This window comes from Streptomyces sp. NPDC051051, from assembly GCF_040682975.1.
Classification (GTDB): domain Bacteria; phylum Actinomycetota; class Actinomycetes; order Streptomycetales; family Streptomycetaceae; genus Streptomyces.
Genome location: NZ_JBFBCB010000038.1, coordinates 52,604 through 69,919, shown reverse-complemented (window position 1 = coordinate 69,919; position 17,316 = coordinate 52,604). Strand labels below are relative to the sequence as shown.

The 17,316-nt window shown below is 72.0% G+C and carries 10 protein-coding genes; 6 read left to right on the top strand and 4 right to left on the bottom strand.

The genetic code is table 11. From position 1 onward, the window contains the following. Nucleotides 1-132: 132 nt before the first annotated feature. The 5 genes from AB0N31_RS26055 (at nucleotide 133) to AB0N31_RS26035 (ending at nucleotide 11,079) form a co-directional block, all read left to right on the top strand. Nucleotides 133-1,827, top strand: a complete 1,695-nt coding sequence (locus AB0N31_RS26055) for a glycoside hydrolase family 13 protein (protein WP_366060847.1) — start codon at nucleotides 133-135, stop codon at nucleotides 1,825-1,827. Between the two features lie 207 nt (nucleotides 1,828-2,034). After that, complete coding sequence (locus AB0N31_RS26050; protein ID WP_366060846.1) at nucleotides 2,035-3,408, top strand: alpha-amylase family protein; 1,374 nt, start codon at nucleotides 2,035-2,037, stop codon at nucleotides 3,406-3,408. A 174-nt stretch (nucleotides 3,409-3,582) separates the two neighbouring features. Next, nucleotides 3,583-8,985 (top strand): pullulanase-type alpha-1,6-glucosidase, encoded by a 5,403-nt coding sequence (gene pulA / locus AB0N31_RS26045; RefSeq protein ID WP_366060845.1) that lies wholly within the window; start codon nucleotides 3,583-3,585, stop codon nucleotides 8,983-8,985. Between the two features lie 70 nt (nucleotides 8,986-9,055). Further along, nucleotides 9,056-10,678 (top strand): fused response regulator/phosphatase, encoded by a 1,623-nt coding sequence (locus AB0N31_RS26040; RefSeq protein ID WP_366060862.1) that lies wholly within the window; start codon nucleotides 9,056-9,058, stop codon nucleotides 10,676-10,678. Between the two features lie 44 nt (nucleotides 10,679-10,722). Further along, entirely contained in the window at nucleotides 10,723-11,079 is a 357-nt protein-coding gene (locus AB0N31_RS26035) for a 5-carboxymethyl-2-hydroxymuconate Delta-isomerase (RefSeq protein ID WP_366060844.1), read from the top strand. A gap of 19 nt (nucleotides 11,080-11,098) precedes the next feature. Here the strand turns inward: AB0N31_RS26035 and AB0N31_RS26030 are convergent, their stop codons facing one another. Both AB0N31_RS26030 and AB0N31_RS26025 read right to left on the bottom strand, forming a co-directional pair. Continuing rightward, a complete protein-coding gene (locus AB0N31_RS26030) occupies nucleotides 11,099-11,788 on the bottom strand; it encodes a TetR/AcrR family transcriptional regulator (protein WP_366060843.1) in 690 nt (229 codons plus the stop codon). Nucleotides 11,789-11,854: 66 nt separating this feature from the next. After that, nucleotides 11,855-13,777 (bottom strand): hypothetical protein, encoded by a 1,923-nt coding sequence (locus tag AB0N31_RS26025; protein ID WP_366060842.1) that lies wholly within the window; start codon nucleotides 13,775-13,777, stop codon nucleotides 11,855-11,857. Nucleotides 13,778-13,954: 177 nt separating this feature from the next. Here AB0N31_RS26025 and AB0N31_RS26020 point away from each other — a divergent pair, with 177 nt between their 5' ends. Continuing rightward, nucleotides 13,955-14,392: a hypothetical protein gene (locus AB0N31_RS26020; RefSeq protein WP_366060841.1), complete on the top strand. Its 438-nt coding sequence runs from the start codon at nucleotides 13,955-13,957 to the stop codon at nucleotides 14,390-14,392. Nucleotides 14,393-14,524: 132 nt separating this feature from the next. Here the strand turns inward: AB0N31_RS26020 and AB0N31_RS26015 are convergent, their stop codons facing one another. Then, nucleotides 14,525-16,048 carry a DUF1996 domain-containing protein gene (locus tag AB0N31_RS26015; protein ID WP_366060840.1) on the bottom strand — a complete coding sequence of 508 codons (1,524 nt, stop codon included), beginning with the start codon at nucleotides 16,046-16,048 and terminating at the stop codon, nucleotides 14,525-14,527. A gap of 235 nt (nucleotides 16,049-16,283) precedes the next feature. After that, on the bottom strand, nucleotides 16,284-17,285 hold the full coding sequence (locus AB0N31_RS26010) for an NAD-dependent epimerase/dehydratase family protein (protein WP_366060839.1): 1,002 nt from the start codon (nucleotides 17,283-17,285) through the stop codon (nucleotides 16,284-16,286). Nucleotides 17,286-17,316 lie beyond the last annotated feature (31 nt).

Here is a 17,316-nt window from a genome sequence, read left to right as displayed (position 1 = left end):
TGGTCACCATCCGACCCCGCTGTGACCGCGGCCGCCTCGTCAGCCACCGCCGTACCCCCGCCCGAATCCGATGACTCCTCTCCCCCTCCCGACCTCGCTCGAGCGGGGGACCCCCACCGCATCAAGGAAGCCATGAGCCAGCAGCACTCCGCCGCCCCGGCCCCGACCACCCGGCCCGTCCCGGCCGTCGCCACCGTCGCGCAGCGCGGCGACTGGTGGCGGGACGCGGTCATCTACCAGGTGTACCCGCGCAGTTTCGCCGACAGCAACGGCGACGGCATGGGCGACCTGGAGGGCGTACGCTCCCGCCTCCCGTACCTGCGCGACCTCGGCGTGGACGCCGTGTGGCTGAGCCCCTTCTACGCCTCGCCGCAGGCCGACGCCGGCTACGACGTCGCCGACTACCGTGCCGTCGACCCGATGTTCGGCAACCTCCTGGACGCCGACGCCCTGATCCGCGACGCCCACGGACTGGGCCTGAGGATCATCGTCGACCTGGTCCCCAACCACTCCTCCGACCAGCACGAGTGGTTCAAGCGGGCGCTCGCCGAGGGCCCCGGCTCCGCGCTGCGCGACCGCTACCACTTCCGCCCCGGCAAGGGCGCGGGCGGCGAACTGCCGCCCAACGACTGGGAGTCCATCTTCGGCGGCCCGGCCTGGACCCGGGTGACCGAGCCCGACGGCACGCCCGGCGAGTGGTACCTGCACCTCTTCGCGCCCGAACAGCCCGACTTCAACTGGGAACACCCGGCCGTCGGCGACGAGTTCCGCTCCATCCTGCGGTTCTGGCTCGACATGGGCGTCGACGGCTTCCGCATCGACGTGGCGCACGGCCTGGTGAAGGCGGAGGGCCTGCCCGACCTGGGTTCCCACGACCAGCTCAAGCTGCTGGGCAACGATGTCATGCCGTTCTTCGACCAGGACGGCGTGCACGAGGTCTACCGGCAGTGGCGCCTGGTCCTCGACGAGTACGCCGGCGAGCGCATTTTTGTCGCCGAGGCGTGGACCCCGACCGTCGAGCGGACCGCCAACTACGTCCGCCCCGACGAACTGCACCAGGCCTTCAACTTCCAGTACCTGGCGACGGAGTGGGACGCCAAGGAGCTGCGCCAGGTCGTCGACCGCACCCTGGAGGCCATGCGCCCGGTCGGTGCCCCGGCCACCTGGGTGCTCTCCAACCACGACGTCACCCGGCACGCCACCCGCTTCGCCAACCCGCCCGGCCTCGGCACCCAGATCCGCACGGCGGGCGACCGCGCCCTCGGCCTCAGGCGCGCCCGCGCGGCCAGCCTGCTGATGCTGGCGCTGCCCGGCTCGGCGTACGTCTACCAGGGCGAGGAACTGGGCCTGCCGGACGTCGTCGACCTGCCCGACGAGGTCCGGCAGGACCCGGCGTACTTCCGCGGCGCAGGCCAGGACGGCTTCCGCGACGGCTGCCGGGTCCCGATCCCGTGGACCCGCGAGGGCTCGTCGTACGGCTTCGGCGGTGGCGGCAGCTGGCTGCCGCAGCCCGAGGGGTGGGGCGAGCTGAGCATCGAGGCGCAGCAGGGCGTGCCCGGCTCGACGCTGGAGCTGTACCGCTCGGCGCTGGCGCTGCGCCGGTCCCGGCCGGACCTCGGGGCGGGCGACTCGGTGGAGTGGCTGCGCGCGCCCGAGGGCGTCCTGGCGTTCCGGCGCGGCGAGTTCGTGTGCGTCGCCAACACCACCGGTGAGCCGGTGACGATCCCGTCCTACGGCCGTGTCCTGCTCGCCAGCGGTGAGCCGGCCGAGGCGGACGGCGGCACGAGGCTTCCGGCGGACACGACGGTGTGGTTCACCACGGCCTGACGGTCCGGTGCGGTCCGACATGACCTGACGGTCCGGTCCGTCCCGTTCTGACGGTCCGGTCCGCCACGGCCTGACGGCCCCGCGAAACTTCTTGCATCAACTTCTCCCGGCCCGCTGCCTTTTCAGGCAGCGGGCCTTTAACATCTGCGTCACCGCAAGGTTGCTGGAATCTTTCAGCAAGAACCTTCAACGTCGAAGGAACCCCACATGGCACGCAGAACCCTCTCCGGGGCGCTCGCCCTCTCGGCTGCCGCCCTTGTCATGACCCCGTCTTTGGCGCAGGCCTCCCCGCCCGGCACCAAGGACGTCACGGCCGTCCTCTTCGAGTGGAACTTCGCCTCCGTCGCCAAGGAGTGCACCACCGCCCTCGGCCCCGCCGGCTACGGATACGTGCAGGTCTCCCCGCCCGCCGAGCACATACAGGGCGCGCAGTGGTGGACGTCGTACCAGCCGGTCAGCTACAAGATCGCCGGACGTCTCGGCGACCGCGCGGCCTTCCAGAACATGGTGAACACCTGTCACGCGGCGGGCGTGAAGGTCGTCGTGGACTCCGTCGTCAACCACATGTCCGCGGGCAGCGGCACCGGCACCGGCGGCTCGTCGTACACGAAGTACAACTACCCCGCCCTGTACTCCTCGTACGACTTCGACAACTGCACCTCGCAGGTCACCAACTACGCCGACCGCTGGAACGTCCAGAACTGCGAACTGGTCGGCCTCGCCGACCTGGACACCGGCGAGGAGTACGTCCGCAAGACGATCGCCGCGTACCTGAACGACCTGCTCTCCCTCGGGGTCGACGGCTTCCGCATCGACGGGGCCAAGCACATCGCCGCCGCCGACCTCGCCAACATCAAGTCCCGGCTGACCAACCCGAACGCCTACTGGAAGCAGGAGGTCATCTACGGCAGCGGCGAGGCCGTCCAGCCCACCGAGTACACCGGCAACGGCGACGTCCAGGAGTTCCGGTACGCCTACGACCTCAAGCGGGTCTTCAACAACGAGAACCTCGCCTACCTGAAGAACTACGGCGAGGGCTGGGGCTACATGAACAGCTCCGTCTCCGGCGTCTTCGTCGACAACCACGACACCGAGCGCAACGGCTCCACACTCAGCTACAAGGACGGCGCCACCTACACGCTGGCCAACGTCTTCATGCTGGCCTGGCCCTACGGCGCCCCGGACATCAACTCCGGTTACGAGTTCTCCGACACCGACGCCGGCCCGCCGAACGGCGGCTCCGTGACCGCATGCTGGCAGAACGGCTGGAAGTGCCAGCACGCCTGGCCGGAGATCCAGCGCATGGTCGCCTTCCGCAACGCCACCCGCGGCCAGTCGGTGACCAACTGGTGGGACAACGGCGGCGACGCGATCGCCTTCGGCCGGGGCTCCAAGGGCTACGTCGCGATCAACCACGAGAGCGGTTCCCTGAGCCGGACCTACCAGACCTCGCTGCCCGCCGGGACGTACTGCAACGTGCAGAACAACACGACGGTGACGGTCGATTCGAGCGGCCAGTTCACCGCCACCCTGGCCGCGAACACGGCGCTCGCCGTCTACGCGGGCAAGTCCAGCTGCTGACCGTGTGACCTGACCGCGTGACAGCAAGGGTCGTGAAATTTCTTACCGAGTCTTTCACGGCCCTTGCTGTAAGCCTTTCGCCGGGGTTACGGTCGCGCCGGCGCCCGGCGACGCAGCCGTCCCGTGGCGCAGGGGTCGGACCCAATGAGCCGTAATCGCAAGGAGTTCACACCTGTGACACCGAGATGGCCGGCGCCCGGGACGCGCCGCACCCACCGTGCCGGGCGGGTCGCCGCGGTCACCGCGGCAGCCCTCGCGGCAGCCCTCGTGCAGCCGCTCGCCGCCCGCGCCGCCACCCCGCCCCCGCCGCCCTCCGACGCGGCGCTGGCGAAGACCGCCGCCCGGCACGACCTCACCCGCGAGCAGTTCTACTTCGTCCTGCCGGACCGTTTCGCCAACGGCGACACCGCCAACGACAAGGGCGGCCTGACCGGTTCCCGTCTCGCCACCGGCTACGACCCCACCGACAAGGGCTTCTACCAGGGCGGCGACCTCAAGGGCCTGACGCAGCGCCTCGACTACATCAAGGGGCTCGGCACCACCGCCCTGTGGATGGCGCCCCTCTTCAAGAACCAGCCCGTCCAGGGCACCGGCAAGGACGCCTCGGCCGGCTACCACGGCTACTGGATCACCGACTTCACCCAGGTCGACCCGCACTTCGGCACCAACGAGGACCTCGAAACCCTCATCGACAAGGCGCACGCCAAGGGTATGAAGGTCTTCTTCGACGTCATCACCAACCACACCGCCGACGTCGTCGACTACGAGGAGAAGTCCTACGGCTACCTCGCCAAGGGCGCCTTCCCGTACCTCACCGAGGACGGCGAGCCCTTCGACGACGCCGACCACGCGGGCACGAAGGACTTCCCCGAGGTCGACGCCGGCGCCTTCCCGCGCACCCCCACCGTGCCCTCGGCGAAGAAGAACCTCAAGGTCCCCTCCTGGCTCAACGACCCCACGATGTACCACAACCGGGGCGACTCGACCTTCGCCGGCGAGAGTTCGACGTACGGCGACTTCTCCGGCCTCGACGACCTGTGGACCGAGCGTCCCGAGGTCGTCCGGGGCATGGAGAGGATCTACCAGCGCTGGGTGCGGGACTTCGGCGTCGACGGCTTCCGCATCGACACCGTCAAGCACGTGAACATGGAGTTCTGGACGCAGTGGGCCACGGCCCTCGACGCCTACGCGGCGAAGCGGGGCCGCGACGACTTCTTCATGTTCGGCGAGGTCTACTCCGCCGACACCGCCGTCACCTCCCCGTACGTCACCCAGGGCCGCCTCGACGCCACCCTCGACTTCCCCTTCCAGGAGGCGGCCCGCCAGTACGCCTCCCAGGGCGGCAGCGCGAAGAAGCTGGCCTCCGTCTTCGGTGACGACTACCGGTACACCACCGACAAGGCCAACGCCTACGAGCAGGTCACCTTCCTCGGCAACCACGACATGGGCCGCTTCGGCACCTTCCTGACCCAGGACAACCCGAAGGCCACGGACGCCGAACTCCTCGCCAAGGACCGGCTCGCCAACGAGCTGATGTTCCTCAGCCGCGGCAACCCCGTCGTCTACTACGGCGACGAGCAGGGCTTCACCGGCGCCGGCGGCGACAAGGACGCCCGCCAGACGATGTTCGCCTCGAAGACCGCCGACTACCTCGACGACGACGAGATCGGCACCGACCGCACCCACGCGAGCGACGCCTACGACACCGGCGCCCCGCTCTACCGGCAGATCAGCACCCTCGCCGGGCTCCGCAAGGCCAACCCGGCCCTCACCGACGGCATCCAGACCGAGCGGTACGCGGCGGACGGCGCGGGCGTCTACGCCTTCTCCCGCACGGACGCGAAGACCGGCACCGAGTACGTCGTCGCCTTCAACAACGCGAGCGGGCCGAAGTCGGCGACCTTCGCGACCGGTTCGGCGGACACCGCCTTCCGCGGGCTCTACGGCACCTCCGCGACCGTCACCTCGGACGTCGGCAAGGAGATCACCGTGAACGTCCCGGCGGGCTCGGCGATCGTCCTCAAGGCGGCCGGGAAGCCCGCCGCGCCGGCCACGAAGCCCACCGTCACCCTCCGGGCCCCGGCCGCCGGCGCCACCGGCACCGTCGAGCTGAGCGCCGACGTGGACGGCGGCCGGCTCAACCGCGTCGTCTTCGCCGCCCAGGTGGGCAACGGCCCGTGGCGCACGCTCGGCTCCGCCGACCACGCCCCCTACAAGGTCACGCAGGTCATCGGCGAGGACGTGCCCCCCGGCACCGCCCTGCGCTACAAGGCCGTGGTGATCGACTCGGCCGGTCGCACGGCGAGCGCGACCGCCGCCTCCGCCACCGGCACCCCGCCCGCCCCCGAGATCCCCACCGCCTCCTCCCGCGACTACGCGGTCGTCCACTACAAGCGCACCGACGGCGACTACGCGGACTGGGGCCTGTACGCCTGGGGCGACCTCGCCGACGGCGAGTCCACGAACTGGCCCGACAGCCACCCCTTCACCGGCCGCGACGCGTACGGCGCCTTCGCCTACGTCAAGCTGAAGCCGGGCGCGTCCGGCGTCGGCTTCCTCGTCATCGACGGACAGGGAAACAAAGACGTCTCCGCCGACCGCACGATCGACGTCACGAAGACCGGCGAGATCTGGATCGAGCAGGGCAAGGAGACCGTCCTCACCGAACGGCCCGCGTACCCGGCGCAGGACAAGAGCAAGGCCGTCCTGCACTACCACCGGGCCGACGGGAACTACGACGGCTGGGGCCTGCACACCTGGACGGGCGCCGCGAACCCCACCGAGTGGTCGAACCCGCTGAAGCCGGTGCGGACCGACAGCTACGGCGCGGTCTTCGAGGTGCCGCTCACCGAGGGCGCCACCAGCCTCGGCTACATCCTCCACAAAGGTGACGAGAAGGACCTCCCCACCGACCGGTCGCTGGACCTCACGGCGAACGGCCACGAGGTGTGGCTGCTGAACGGCCAGGAGAAGCACCTCCTGCCGCAGCCGGCCGGCTCCGCCGCCGCCCTCGACCTCACCACCTCCAAGGCGGTCTGGATCGACCGGAACACCGTCGCCTGGAACGGCTCCGACGCGGCCGCCTCCACCCAGCTGCTGTACTCGCGCACCGGCTCGATCACGGCGAAGGACGGCACGCTCACCGGCGCCGACCAGCGCTGGCTGCGGCTTGCGAAGAGCACCCTCACCGACACCCAGAAGGCGAAGTTCCCGCACCTGAAGGACTCCACCGCCTGGACCGTCGACCCCCGTGACCGCGACCGCGTCCGCGAGGCCCTGCGCGGCCAGCTCGTCGCCTCCCAGCGGGCCGTGAACGGCGCGGTCCTCGCCGCCACCGGGGTGCAGACCGCGGGCGTCCTCGACGACCTCTACGCGGGCGCGACCCAGGCCGACCTGGGCCCGACGTTCCGCGCCGGCCGTCCCACCCTGGCCGTCTGGGCGCCGACCGCGCAGAAGGTCGCCCTGGAGATCGGCGGCTCCACCGTCAAGATGAAGCGCGACGACGCCACCGGCGTCTGGTCCGTGACCGGCCCGAAGTCCTGGAAGAACAAGCCGTACCGGTACGCGGTCACGGTGTGGGCACCCGGCGTCCGCCAGGTCGTCACCAACAAGGTCACCGACCCCTACTCGGTCGCCCTGACCGCGAACTCCGCGCGCAGCCTGGTCGTCGACCTCGACGACAGGGCGCTCGCCCCCGAGGGCTGGTCGAAGCTGGCCAAGCCCGCGGCCGTCCCCCTCAAGGACGCCCAGATCCAGGAACTGCACGTCCGGGACTTCTCGGTGGCCGACCCGACGGCCGACGACCCCGGTACCTACCTCGCCTTCACCGACAAGGACAGCGACGGCTCCGCGCACCTGCGGCAGCTGGCGAAGTCCGGCACGTCGTACGTCCACCTGCTGCCCGTCTTCGACATCGCCACCATCCCCGAGAAGAAGGCCGACCGGGCGACCGCCGACTGCGACCTCGCCTCCTACCCGGCCGACTCCGACAAGCAGCAGGAGTGCGTGGCGAAGGCCGCCGCGAAGGACGCCTACAACTGGGGGTACGACCCCTACCACTACACGGTCCCCGAGGGCTCCTACGCCACCGACCCCGACGGCACGGCCCGTACCGTCGAGTTCCGCGAGATGGTCAAGGCGCTCAACCAGGACGGCCTGCGCGTCGTCATGGACGTCGTCTACAACCACACCGCCGCGGCCGGGCAGGCGTCCACCAGCGTGCTCGACAAGGTGGTGCCCGGCTACTACCAGCGGCTGCTGGCCGACGGCTCGGTCGCCGACAGCACCTGCTGCGCCAACACCGCCACCGAGAACGCCATGATGGGCAAGCTGGTCGTCGACTCGATCGTCACCTGGGCGAAGGAGTACAAGGTCGACGGCTTCCGCTTCGACCTCATGGGCCACCACCCCAAGGCCAACATCCTCGCGGTCCGCAGGGCCCTGGACGCGCTGACCCCCGCCAGGGACGGCGTCGACGGCAAGGAGATCGTCCTCTACGGCGAGGGCTGGAACTTCGGCGAGGTCGCCGACGACACCCGCTTCGTCCAGGCCACCCAGAAGAACATGGCCGGCACCGGCATCGCCACCTTCTCCGACCGCGCCCGCGACGCCGTCCGCGGCGGCGGCCCCTTCGACGAGGACCCGGGCGTCCAGGGCTTCGCATCCGGCCTCTACACCGACCCCAACCCCGCCGCCGCCAACGGCACTCCCGCCGAACAGAAGGCCCGCCTGCTGCACTACCAGGACCTGATCAAGGTCGGGCTCAGCGGCAACCTCGCCGCCTACCGGTTCACCGACACGTCCGGCCGGCAGGTCACCGGCGCCCAGGTCGACTACAACGGCGCCCCGGCCGGCTACGCCGCCGCCCCCGGCGACGCCCTCGCCTACGCCGACGCCCACGACAACGAATCGCTCTTCGACGCCCTCGCCTACAAGCTCCCGGCGGACACCTCCGCCGCCGAGCGGGCCCGCATGCAGGTCCTGGCGATGGCCACGGCCACCCTCTCGCAGGGCCCGGCGCTCTCCCAGGCCGGCACCGACCTGCTGCGCTCCAAGTCCCTGGACCGCAACTCCTACGACAGCGGCGACTGGTTCAACGCGATCCACTGGAACTGCGCCGACGGCAACGGCTTCGCCCGCGGACTGCCCCCGGCCGCCGACAACGCCCCCAAGTGGCCCTACGCCAAGCCCCTGCTGGCCAAGATCACGATCGGCTGCGCCCAGATCACCGGCGCCTCGGCCGCCTACCAGGACCTGCTGAGGATCCGCACGACGGAGAAGGCGTTCTCCCTCGGCACGGCCGCGCGGGTGCAGTCGGCGCTCTCCTTCCCGCTGTCCGGCAAGGACGAGACACCCGGCGTGATCACCATGGAACTCGGCGACCTGGTCGTCGTGTTCAACGCCACGCCCGACGCACAGGACCAGCGGGTCGACGCGCTCGCCGGAACCGGCTACCGCCTGCACCCGGTGCAGGCCGCCGGAGCCGACAGCACCGTCAGGACCGCCGTCTACGCGACGGACACCGGCACCTTCACCGTTCCGGCACGGACCGTCGCCGTATTCACCCGCACTCCCTGAAAATCGCACTACCTTGGTGGAGCAGACCTCGAACCCGGTCTGCTCCACCGCTGTGTCCGGGGGCGACACGATGAAGGCAGGCGGCAGGCAAGCCGCGGTGACCGTGCTGGTCGTGGACGATTCCACGGCCGCCCGGTTCGCCATGGGCAACCTGCTGCGCCGGGCCGGCCACCAGGTCGTCACGGCCCCCACCGGCCGCGCGGCACTCGACGAACTCGACGCACGGCTGCGCGAGGGCGCCCTGCCCGACGTGGCCCTCGTCGACGTGGACCTGCCCGACATGAGCGGCTTCGACCTGTGCCGCCGGATCAAGGCCCGCCCGCACCTGGCCGGACTGCCCGTCGTGCACGTCTGTGCCACCACCCTCTCCCCGGCGGACCGCTGCCAGGGACTGGACGCCGGCGCCGAGGCCCACCTGGCCCTGCCCGCACGGCCCGGGGAGGTCGACGCCGTCGTCCGGGCCGCCGTCCGCGCCGCCCGGCTGCGCGCCGACGACCACCTGCTGGCCCGCCGCCTGGTCCTGCTGTCGGAGACGATCGCCGCCGTCCAGGCGGCCCGCTCCCCGCAGGAACTCGCCGAAGCCGCCGCCGACGGCACCTCCCGCCTCACCGCGGGCCCCGCCGCCGTCTTCGTCCTCGGCCCCGACGACGAGCTGTACCGCGGCGCCTCCCGCGACCGCACCTCCCTCGCGCCGCCCGACACCGGCGCCCACCGGACCGTGGCCGCCCTGCTCCGCCGGCTCACCCGCGGACAGACCGGGGTGCGGATCACCACCGTGCCCGCGCCGCTGTGGCCCGCCGGGTTCTTCCGGCCCGGCGTGGAACACGACGCCCGCCTCGCCCTGATCCCCACCGCCGACGGCCGGGCCGCGGTCTGCCTCGCCACCCCCACCCGCGGCGTACGCCGGGTCGACCCCGAGCGGGAGGCCCTGGTGGCCCGGCTCGCCCAGGCCACCGCCCTCGCCGCCGAACCGCTGCTCATGTACCAGGTCGAGCGGCACGTCGCCCTCACCCTCCAGCACAGCTTCCTGCCCCAGCCGCACCGGCTGCCCGAACTACCGGGCGTCGAGGTCGCCGTCCGCTATGTGCCGGCGTCACGGGAAGCCGAGATCGGCGGCGACTTCTACGCCGCCCTGCGCACCCCCGAGGGACACCTGGTCGCGGTCGGCGACGTCGTCGGGCACTCCCTGGAGGCGGCCACCGTCATGGTGGAGATCCGGCACGCGCTGCGCGCCCACTGCGTCGAGGAGGGCGACCCGGCCGTGCTGGCCGAACGGCTGGACCGGATGCTCCGGCACTACCACCCCGGGGTCACCGCGACCCTCTGCCTGGTGGCGATCGAGCCCGGCACCGGCCGCATCCGGATCGCCAACGCCGGTCACATCCCGCCGCTGATCATCCGCGACGGCAGGGGCGCCGACTACGCCAAGGCCGCCGGCCCGCTCCTCGGCCTGGGCGTGCCCCACCCGCCGCCCACCGAACTGGTCCTCGACCCCGCCGACCGGCTCCTCATGGTCACCGACGGCCTGATCGAGACCAGGGGCACCGACCTCGCCGTGTCGATGGAACACCTGCGCGCCGCCGCCACCGGCGCCCTGCCCGGCCTGGACGCCCTGTGCGACACCCTGCTCGACTGCTTCGGCCACGGACGCGAGGACGACATCGCCATGCTGGCGCTGCGGCTCGCGCAATAGGCTGACCCCGTCGCCCACCACCGGGCCGTCCAGAAGGGGTGCCCATGCCGCAGATCACCGTCGACTACTCCGACCGGCTCGCCGACGACTTCGACCGGCCCGGCTTCGCCACCGCGCTGCACCGGGCCGTGGTCGAGATCGCGGCCGCCAAGCCGCCGGCCTGCAAGACGCGGTTCCGCCGTACCGAGGACGCCGTCGTCGGCCCCGACACCGAGGGCCACGCCATCGTGCACGTCCACATCGCCCTGCTGGCCGGCCGCACCGAGGAGACCAAGGCCAGGCTCACCGAGACGGTCCTGGAACTGCTCCGGCAGCACGTGAAGCCCGCGGCCGAAACGGTCCTGCACGCCTCCGCCGAGGTACGCGACCTCGACCCGTCGTACCGCAAGCACGAGGGCTAGGAAGCCGTCCCGGCCCGTCCTACGACGCCAGCGCGACCAGTCGGGTCATCAGGTCGCCGAACGGGCCGTCGCCCGGTTCCTCGCTCAGGACCGGCCGCAGCAGGGCGCGCAGTTCCTCGTCGTAGGCGGCGGTGACGGCGGTGAGGGCGGCGAAGTCGCGCACGAGCTTGACCTCCAGCTCCTCGCGGGGGACGCGCCGCCCGTCCAGCCAGATCAGCGCGGTCGACTCGGCGAGCGAGATCCAGGACCGGACGATCAGTTCGAGCCGCGCGGGCGCCTCGGCGACTCCCAGATGCGACAGGATCTGCTCGTAGGCGGCCTGGCGCACGGAGTCGACGAGCGCGTTCGTGGTGGAGGAGCCGACCGCCGGGCCGCCGCGCATCAAGGCCGAGAACCCGGGGCCGTGCGCGTCCACGAAGTCGAAGTACCGGCCCATCACCCGCAGCAGCCGGGCCCCCAGCGGCCCCTCGTGCGGCTCGGTGAACCGGCTCGCCAGATCCTCCGAGGCCCGCTTCAACGCGGCCTCGTACAGGCTGAGTTTGCCGGGGAAGTAGTGGTAGACGAGCGGCCGCGAGATGCCCGCGGCCGCGGCTATCTCGTCGATGGAGACGTCGTCGGGGGAACGGCGGGCGAACAGCTCGAGAGCGACGCCGATCAGCTGCTGCCGCCGCTCCTCCACGCCCATCCTGCGGCGAACCCCGATAGTCATGCGAACACCTTACCGATCGAATCCGGACGCGAACGGACGGGACCGGCCACGGTGTTCGTACGGCGCTCAGCGCAGCCCGCGGATCGACCGGCCGCCCTCCAGCGTTCCCTCCAGCGCGGCCTGCGCGCCCTGCCGCGTCGGCACGGCCAGCAGGTTGCCCGCACCGGACCCGCTCACCCCGCCCGTCGCGCGCACCGACTCGGTGTCCTTGTCCCCGGCGGCGAGGAGGTACCAGGTGCCCGGCTCGGACTTCCACAGCACCCCGGCCAGGACGTGCGGGTCGCGCGGTCCGCAGGCCGGAACGTCATCGGCCTGCGCCGTGACCGCCCCGAACAGGCCGCCCGGAGTGTGGAACTGGGCCAGCACCCGGCTCCCGGCGCCCCGCCAGGTGTCGGCGCGCGTGCACGCCCAGCCGGCCCGCCCGCCCGCGTCGGGCAGCGGCTGGCGCGCGTACGCCCAGGCGTTGACCGACCGCACGCCCCGCGCGCGCATCTCGCCCAGGGAGCAGGCGAACGGCGCCCAGGCGCGCAGCGCCTCCGCGCCCGTCGCCTCCTTCGGCGCGGTGGGCCGGCCCGCGGTCAGCCGGGCGGGCACCAGCTCACCGAGATCGCTCAGCAGGTACGACCCGGAGGCGTCGGTCACCTGGAGCACGTTCCACGTCGTGCAGGCACCGGCGTGGGTGGCGGGGCTGGACAGCGGCGAGGTGATGCCCTCGGCCAGGGTCAGCTCCATCAGCCCGGCGCCCGGCTTCGACAGGTCCCGCTCGGCCGCCGCGGACACCCAGGGGGCCGTCAGGTAGCGGACGTTGCCGTCGGCCCGGTCCAGGACCACCGCCGCGGCCTCGGCGCCGGTCGCGCCGTCCACCCGCGCGAAGTCCAGCGCCGCGCCCGTCGTGCCGTCCTTCGGCTCGGCGTAGCGGGCGATGCGCAGACCGTCGTACAGGATGACCACGCGGGCCGTGGCGGTGTCGCCCGCGTACAGCAGCTGGGGCGGGCCGGCCGGGCCTCCGGAGGGGGTGCCGGGCGTCGAGGAGACGCGGACCCGCTCGCCGGGGCGGGCCCAGACGGCGAGGGCGCGGCGCAGCAGCGCGTCGTCGTCGGTGAGTTCGCCGCGCGCGGGCCAGACGGAGAAGTCGGTGCGTGCGGAGGTCTTCCAGGCGGCGGGCGGGACCTTCACCAACTTCGCCGGGTCGAGAGCGGCTTCGGCCGCCGGGTTCTGCGCGTACGCCGGGGCGGCCGCACCGTCGGGCCCCCAGCCGTCACCGGGCAGCGCGACCAGCGCGCCGCACACGGCGAGCGCGGCCGCGGCGGCGAGCGCCGCCTTGGTGTGCTGGCGCCGTCGCATCAGGTCGGTGGGGCGGGCCTGGAGCGCACAGGGGTCGAACTCGGCGGACTCGAGCAGCGCGTACCGTGCGGGGACGGTGTCGGCCTCCCGCAGCGCGGCACCCGCGTCGTCGACGCCGGCTTCGGTCAGCACCTCGCGCACGTCGCCGTCGGGGAGCCTCTCCAGTCCGCGCAGGACGTAGGCGGCGCGGGCCGGGCCCGACAGGGTGGACAGCCTCTGGTCCAGGGCGAGTTCGTCGGCCCCGCCCGAGCGCGGGAAGAGCCGCAGCCCCCACACCTGGGGCAGCAGTGGCGGCAGTTGGGCACGCCTGGGCCGGGCCCGGCGCCTCAGCGGCAGTCCCGCCTCCAGCGCCGTGCGGACGACGTGCAGGCGGACGTAGGCGTAGCCGGGGTCGCCGTCGCGGGCGCCGGACTGGGACGGGATGACCGCGGCCGAGGCGCGGCGGCGGGGGAGGGCCCGCTGGACGAGGGCGTGGGCGGTGAGGACGCGCCTGCCGCGGCCGAGGCCGGGGGGCAGTACCAGATAGGCGAGCCGGACCAGACGCGGGTAGTGCTCGACGAGCGCGGCCTCGGCCTGCTCGACGTCGACGGTCCGGTCGGCGGCGGAACCGGGTGCGGGGCGCGGGGCGACATCCTGTGACTGCACGTCCAGCAGAACGAGCGAGCCGGGCGATGGTCACCGCCGGCCGGGCCGCTCCGGCACGGCTTCCCGGCTCCCGCGAGGTCCTCCGAGCCGCCCGCGGGTGTCTTCGGCACGCGGGTAGGTTGAGCGGACCGGGCGCGGGAGCCGTATCCAGAGCGAGGCTCTCGCAGGGAGGAACAGATGAAGGTGACGCGACGGATGCTCGTGGCGGCCGCCGCCGCGGCGGCGGCGCTGGTGCTGACGGGCTGTGGTGCCGGCGGAGGCACGGAGAGCGGTGTACCGGTGACCGCGACCGGCAGCCTGGAGCACCTGGCCGCCGAGGTGAAGTGCACGCCCGACATGCAGACGGACGCCGACGAACTCCGGCAGGCGATCTGCAAGAACGCCGACGGCAAGTTCATCCTGCTGACCTTCGCCACCGACCGCGGCCAGCGCGAGTGGATCAACGGGGCCAAGGACTACGGCGGTCACTACCTGGTCGGCCGCAAGTGGGTGGCCGTGGGCGAGGAGACCAGCACCGTCACGGCGCTGCGGGACACGCTCGGCGGCGACATCGAGGAGGGCACGGACCACTCCGCGCACGAGCCCTCGGAGGGCGCGACGCACTCGGGGCACTGAGTTCCCGGGAGTTCCCGGTCACGGGACGCGGGGCGCGGACAGCGCGAGAGGCCGGCGGTGAGGAATCCTCACCGCCGGCCTCTCTGTGTGCGGTCAGGCCGCCGGCCTCTCAGAAGCCGGCCGGACCGTCGCTCACTTGCACCTCTTGCCGGTGTTGATGCAGTTGACCATCTTGTTCATCGTGTTCTGGGAGAAGAAGTTGATGAAGTCGTTGTGGTCGGTGATCGGCTTGTGCAGGTTCTCCGGGAAGCTGTCCACCGCGTAGGGGTTCACGACCTGCCCGTTCTGGATCTTGGGCGCCGGGACGTTGTAGACCAGCCGGACCTGGAGCTGCGGGATCGCCTTGAAACCGTTCGCGCAGGTGCCGTTGGCCTGCACGAACGCCACGTGCGTGCGGTGGTTGGCGCTGTCGATGTTCTGACCGTCCCAGCAGCTCTGGAAGTTGGTCGTGCGGACGACCTGGCTGCCCTGCGGGCAGATCGGGTACTTGTCCTCCAGCTGCACCTTGTTCTCGAAGCCGGTGCAGCTCCAGTTGACGTTGGCGTTGCCGTTGCCGTTGACGAAGGCCTTGGCGTCACCGGTGATGATGCGCAGCGCCGTCGGCATCGCGACGACCTTGCCCCGCTTGTTGCCGACGAACTTCAGCTGGGCCTGGGCCGGCTGGAGGATCTTGCCGACGTTGCCCTCCTTGCCGCCGCCGTCGTTGTTCTGGTCGAAGTCCTGCGAACCGTCCTGCACGCGCAGCACCGGCCAGAAGTACGACGACTTGTCGCCCTGGTTCTGGCAGCTGGTCTCTGCCGCGGCCAGCTCCTGGTCGCTGGCGAACGCGTCGTTGTTCTGGTTGCCGACGTAGTCGTGCAGGTGGTGCGCGCCGTTGGTGACACCGGGGGCGACGATCACGTTGTCCGTGTTGTGGTTGTCGTTGCCGTTGGTGCCGCAGGAGGTGGTGAAGGTGCCGCGCGATCCGCCGTTGCCGTTCGCGGCCAGACCGTTGGCCCCCACGCCGAGCTGGGCGTTCCGCGGGGCCTTGGTGATGTCGACGAAGTCCGCCGCCGTCGGGCCGTTGCCGCCCTGGCCGCCGTTGCCCTGCTGACCGTTGTTCTGGCCGCCGTTGTTCTGGCCGCCGTTCTGCTGCCCGCCGCCGTTCTGCTGCTGGCCGCCGTTCTGGCCGCCGCCGGCATTGGTCTGCGCGCCCTGCGTGGTGCAGGCGGCGAGCTGGCTCAGGTCCTGGACCTGGCCGCCCGCGCGCTGGATGTTGATGCGGATCCGGTCGATCGTGGCGGCCCGCTTCTCCTTCAGGGGGCCGACGATCGCGTTCTGCACGAAGCTCGCGTCATTGGCCTGCGCCTGGCGCGTGGAGGCGAGCCGGGCGTAGGCCTCGGTGATCTGCTTGTCGAGGTTCGCCAGCTCCCTGTCGACCCCCGAACGCGCCCCGCCGGGCACGTTCGTCAGCTTCTGCCCCACATCGGGGCAGGAGACGGTGGCCACCTGCGCGGCGGCGGCCTTGGTCTGGTTCTGCGACGAGTTCTTCGACTCGTGCGCCGAAGCGTAGAAGTTCGCCCAGATCAGCCCGCCCCCACCGAGCGCTAGGGCCGCCGATGCTGCCACGGCCTTCGTGGCCATCGACGAACGGCGTTTACGTGTGTTGCGTCCCATGGAACTCCTCTGACTTCCTTGCGGGGCAGCATCGAGGCGCCCGACAGGAGTGAAGCGGCGCCTCTCCATACGCACGCCGCCCCGCAGGTGTTCAGCGGTCTCGGAAATCGATGAGAGATCCGCGGGACAATTCCACTTCAACTGTCTTACGAGCAAAGGTGGTTGTGGCATTCACCGATTCCGGTCCGGAGGGGCCGGCACGGCGGGGACCCGGCTGTCGCGGGCAGCGGTGACGCTACCGCGCGCCCGTCGCCAGCACCTTCGCCTCCACCTCCGGGTCCAGACCCTTCCGCGTCCGGTCCGGACGCTGCGGCGCCTCGCCGCCGATCTCCCGCAGCCACCGCCAGGTGTCGGCGACGGTCTCCCCGACCGGCCGGCAGCTCAGGCCGGCGGCGACCGCCCGTGAGACGTCCGCCGCGTGCAGGGCGTCGTGCATGTCGCTGTCCGGCGGCACCCACACGGGCAGTTGGGTCCACGGCTCGATGCCCGCGGCGAGGACGGTCTCCGGCGCGGTCCAGCACAGCTCGGCCGGACCGCCGGTGGTCCGCACGCACTCCTCCAGCAACTCACCCATGGTCGCGTGTCCCTGAGGGCTCATCAGGTTGAACGGCCCGCTCAGTTCCCCCTCCACCGCACCGAGGATCCACTCGGCGAGGTCACGGACGTCGACGTACTGCAGGGGCAGTTCGCGCGGCCCCGGCGCCAGGACCGGGCCGCCGCGGGCGATCCGGGTCAGCCACCAGGGCAGCCGGCCGACGTTCTCGTACGGCCCGAGGATCAGCCCGGCCCGCACCAGCACGGAGTCCGCCGCCCCGAACGCGTCCACGGCCGCCAGCTCGCCGCCCCGCTTGTCGCGGGCGTAGTCGGTCTGCTCGGCGTCGGGCTCGGCACCCTCGACCAGCGGCGCGTCCTCGGCGTACCCGGCGGGCGGGGCCCAGGCGTACACCGAGCAGCTCGACACGTACGCGTACCGGCCGGCGCGGCCCCGCAGCAGCCGCGCCGCCTCGTGCACCGCGCGGGGCGCCGCCGACCAGGTGTCGACGACGGCGTCCCACTCGCCGTCCTCCAGCGCCGCGAGACCGTCGGGCGCGGTCCGGTCACCCACCAGGGTCCGCGCGCCGGGGACGGACGCGTGCCGCCCCCGGTTGAAGGCCGTCACCTCCCAGCCGCGCCCGAGGGCCGCCTCGACGACGGCCCGTCCCGCGAACTCCGTACCACCCAGCACCAGAAGTCTCATGCCGGTGACTGTGCCCGGTCCGCCGCCGGGA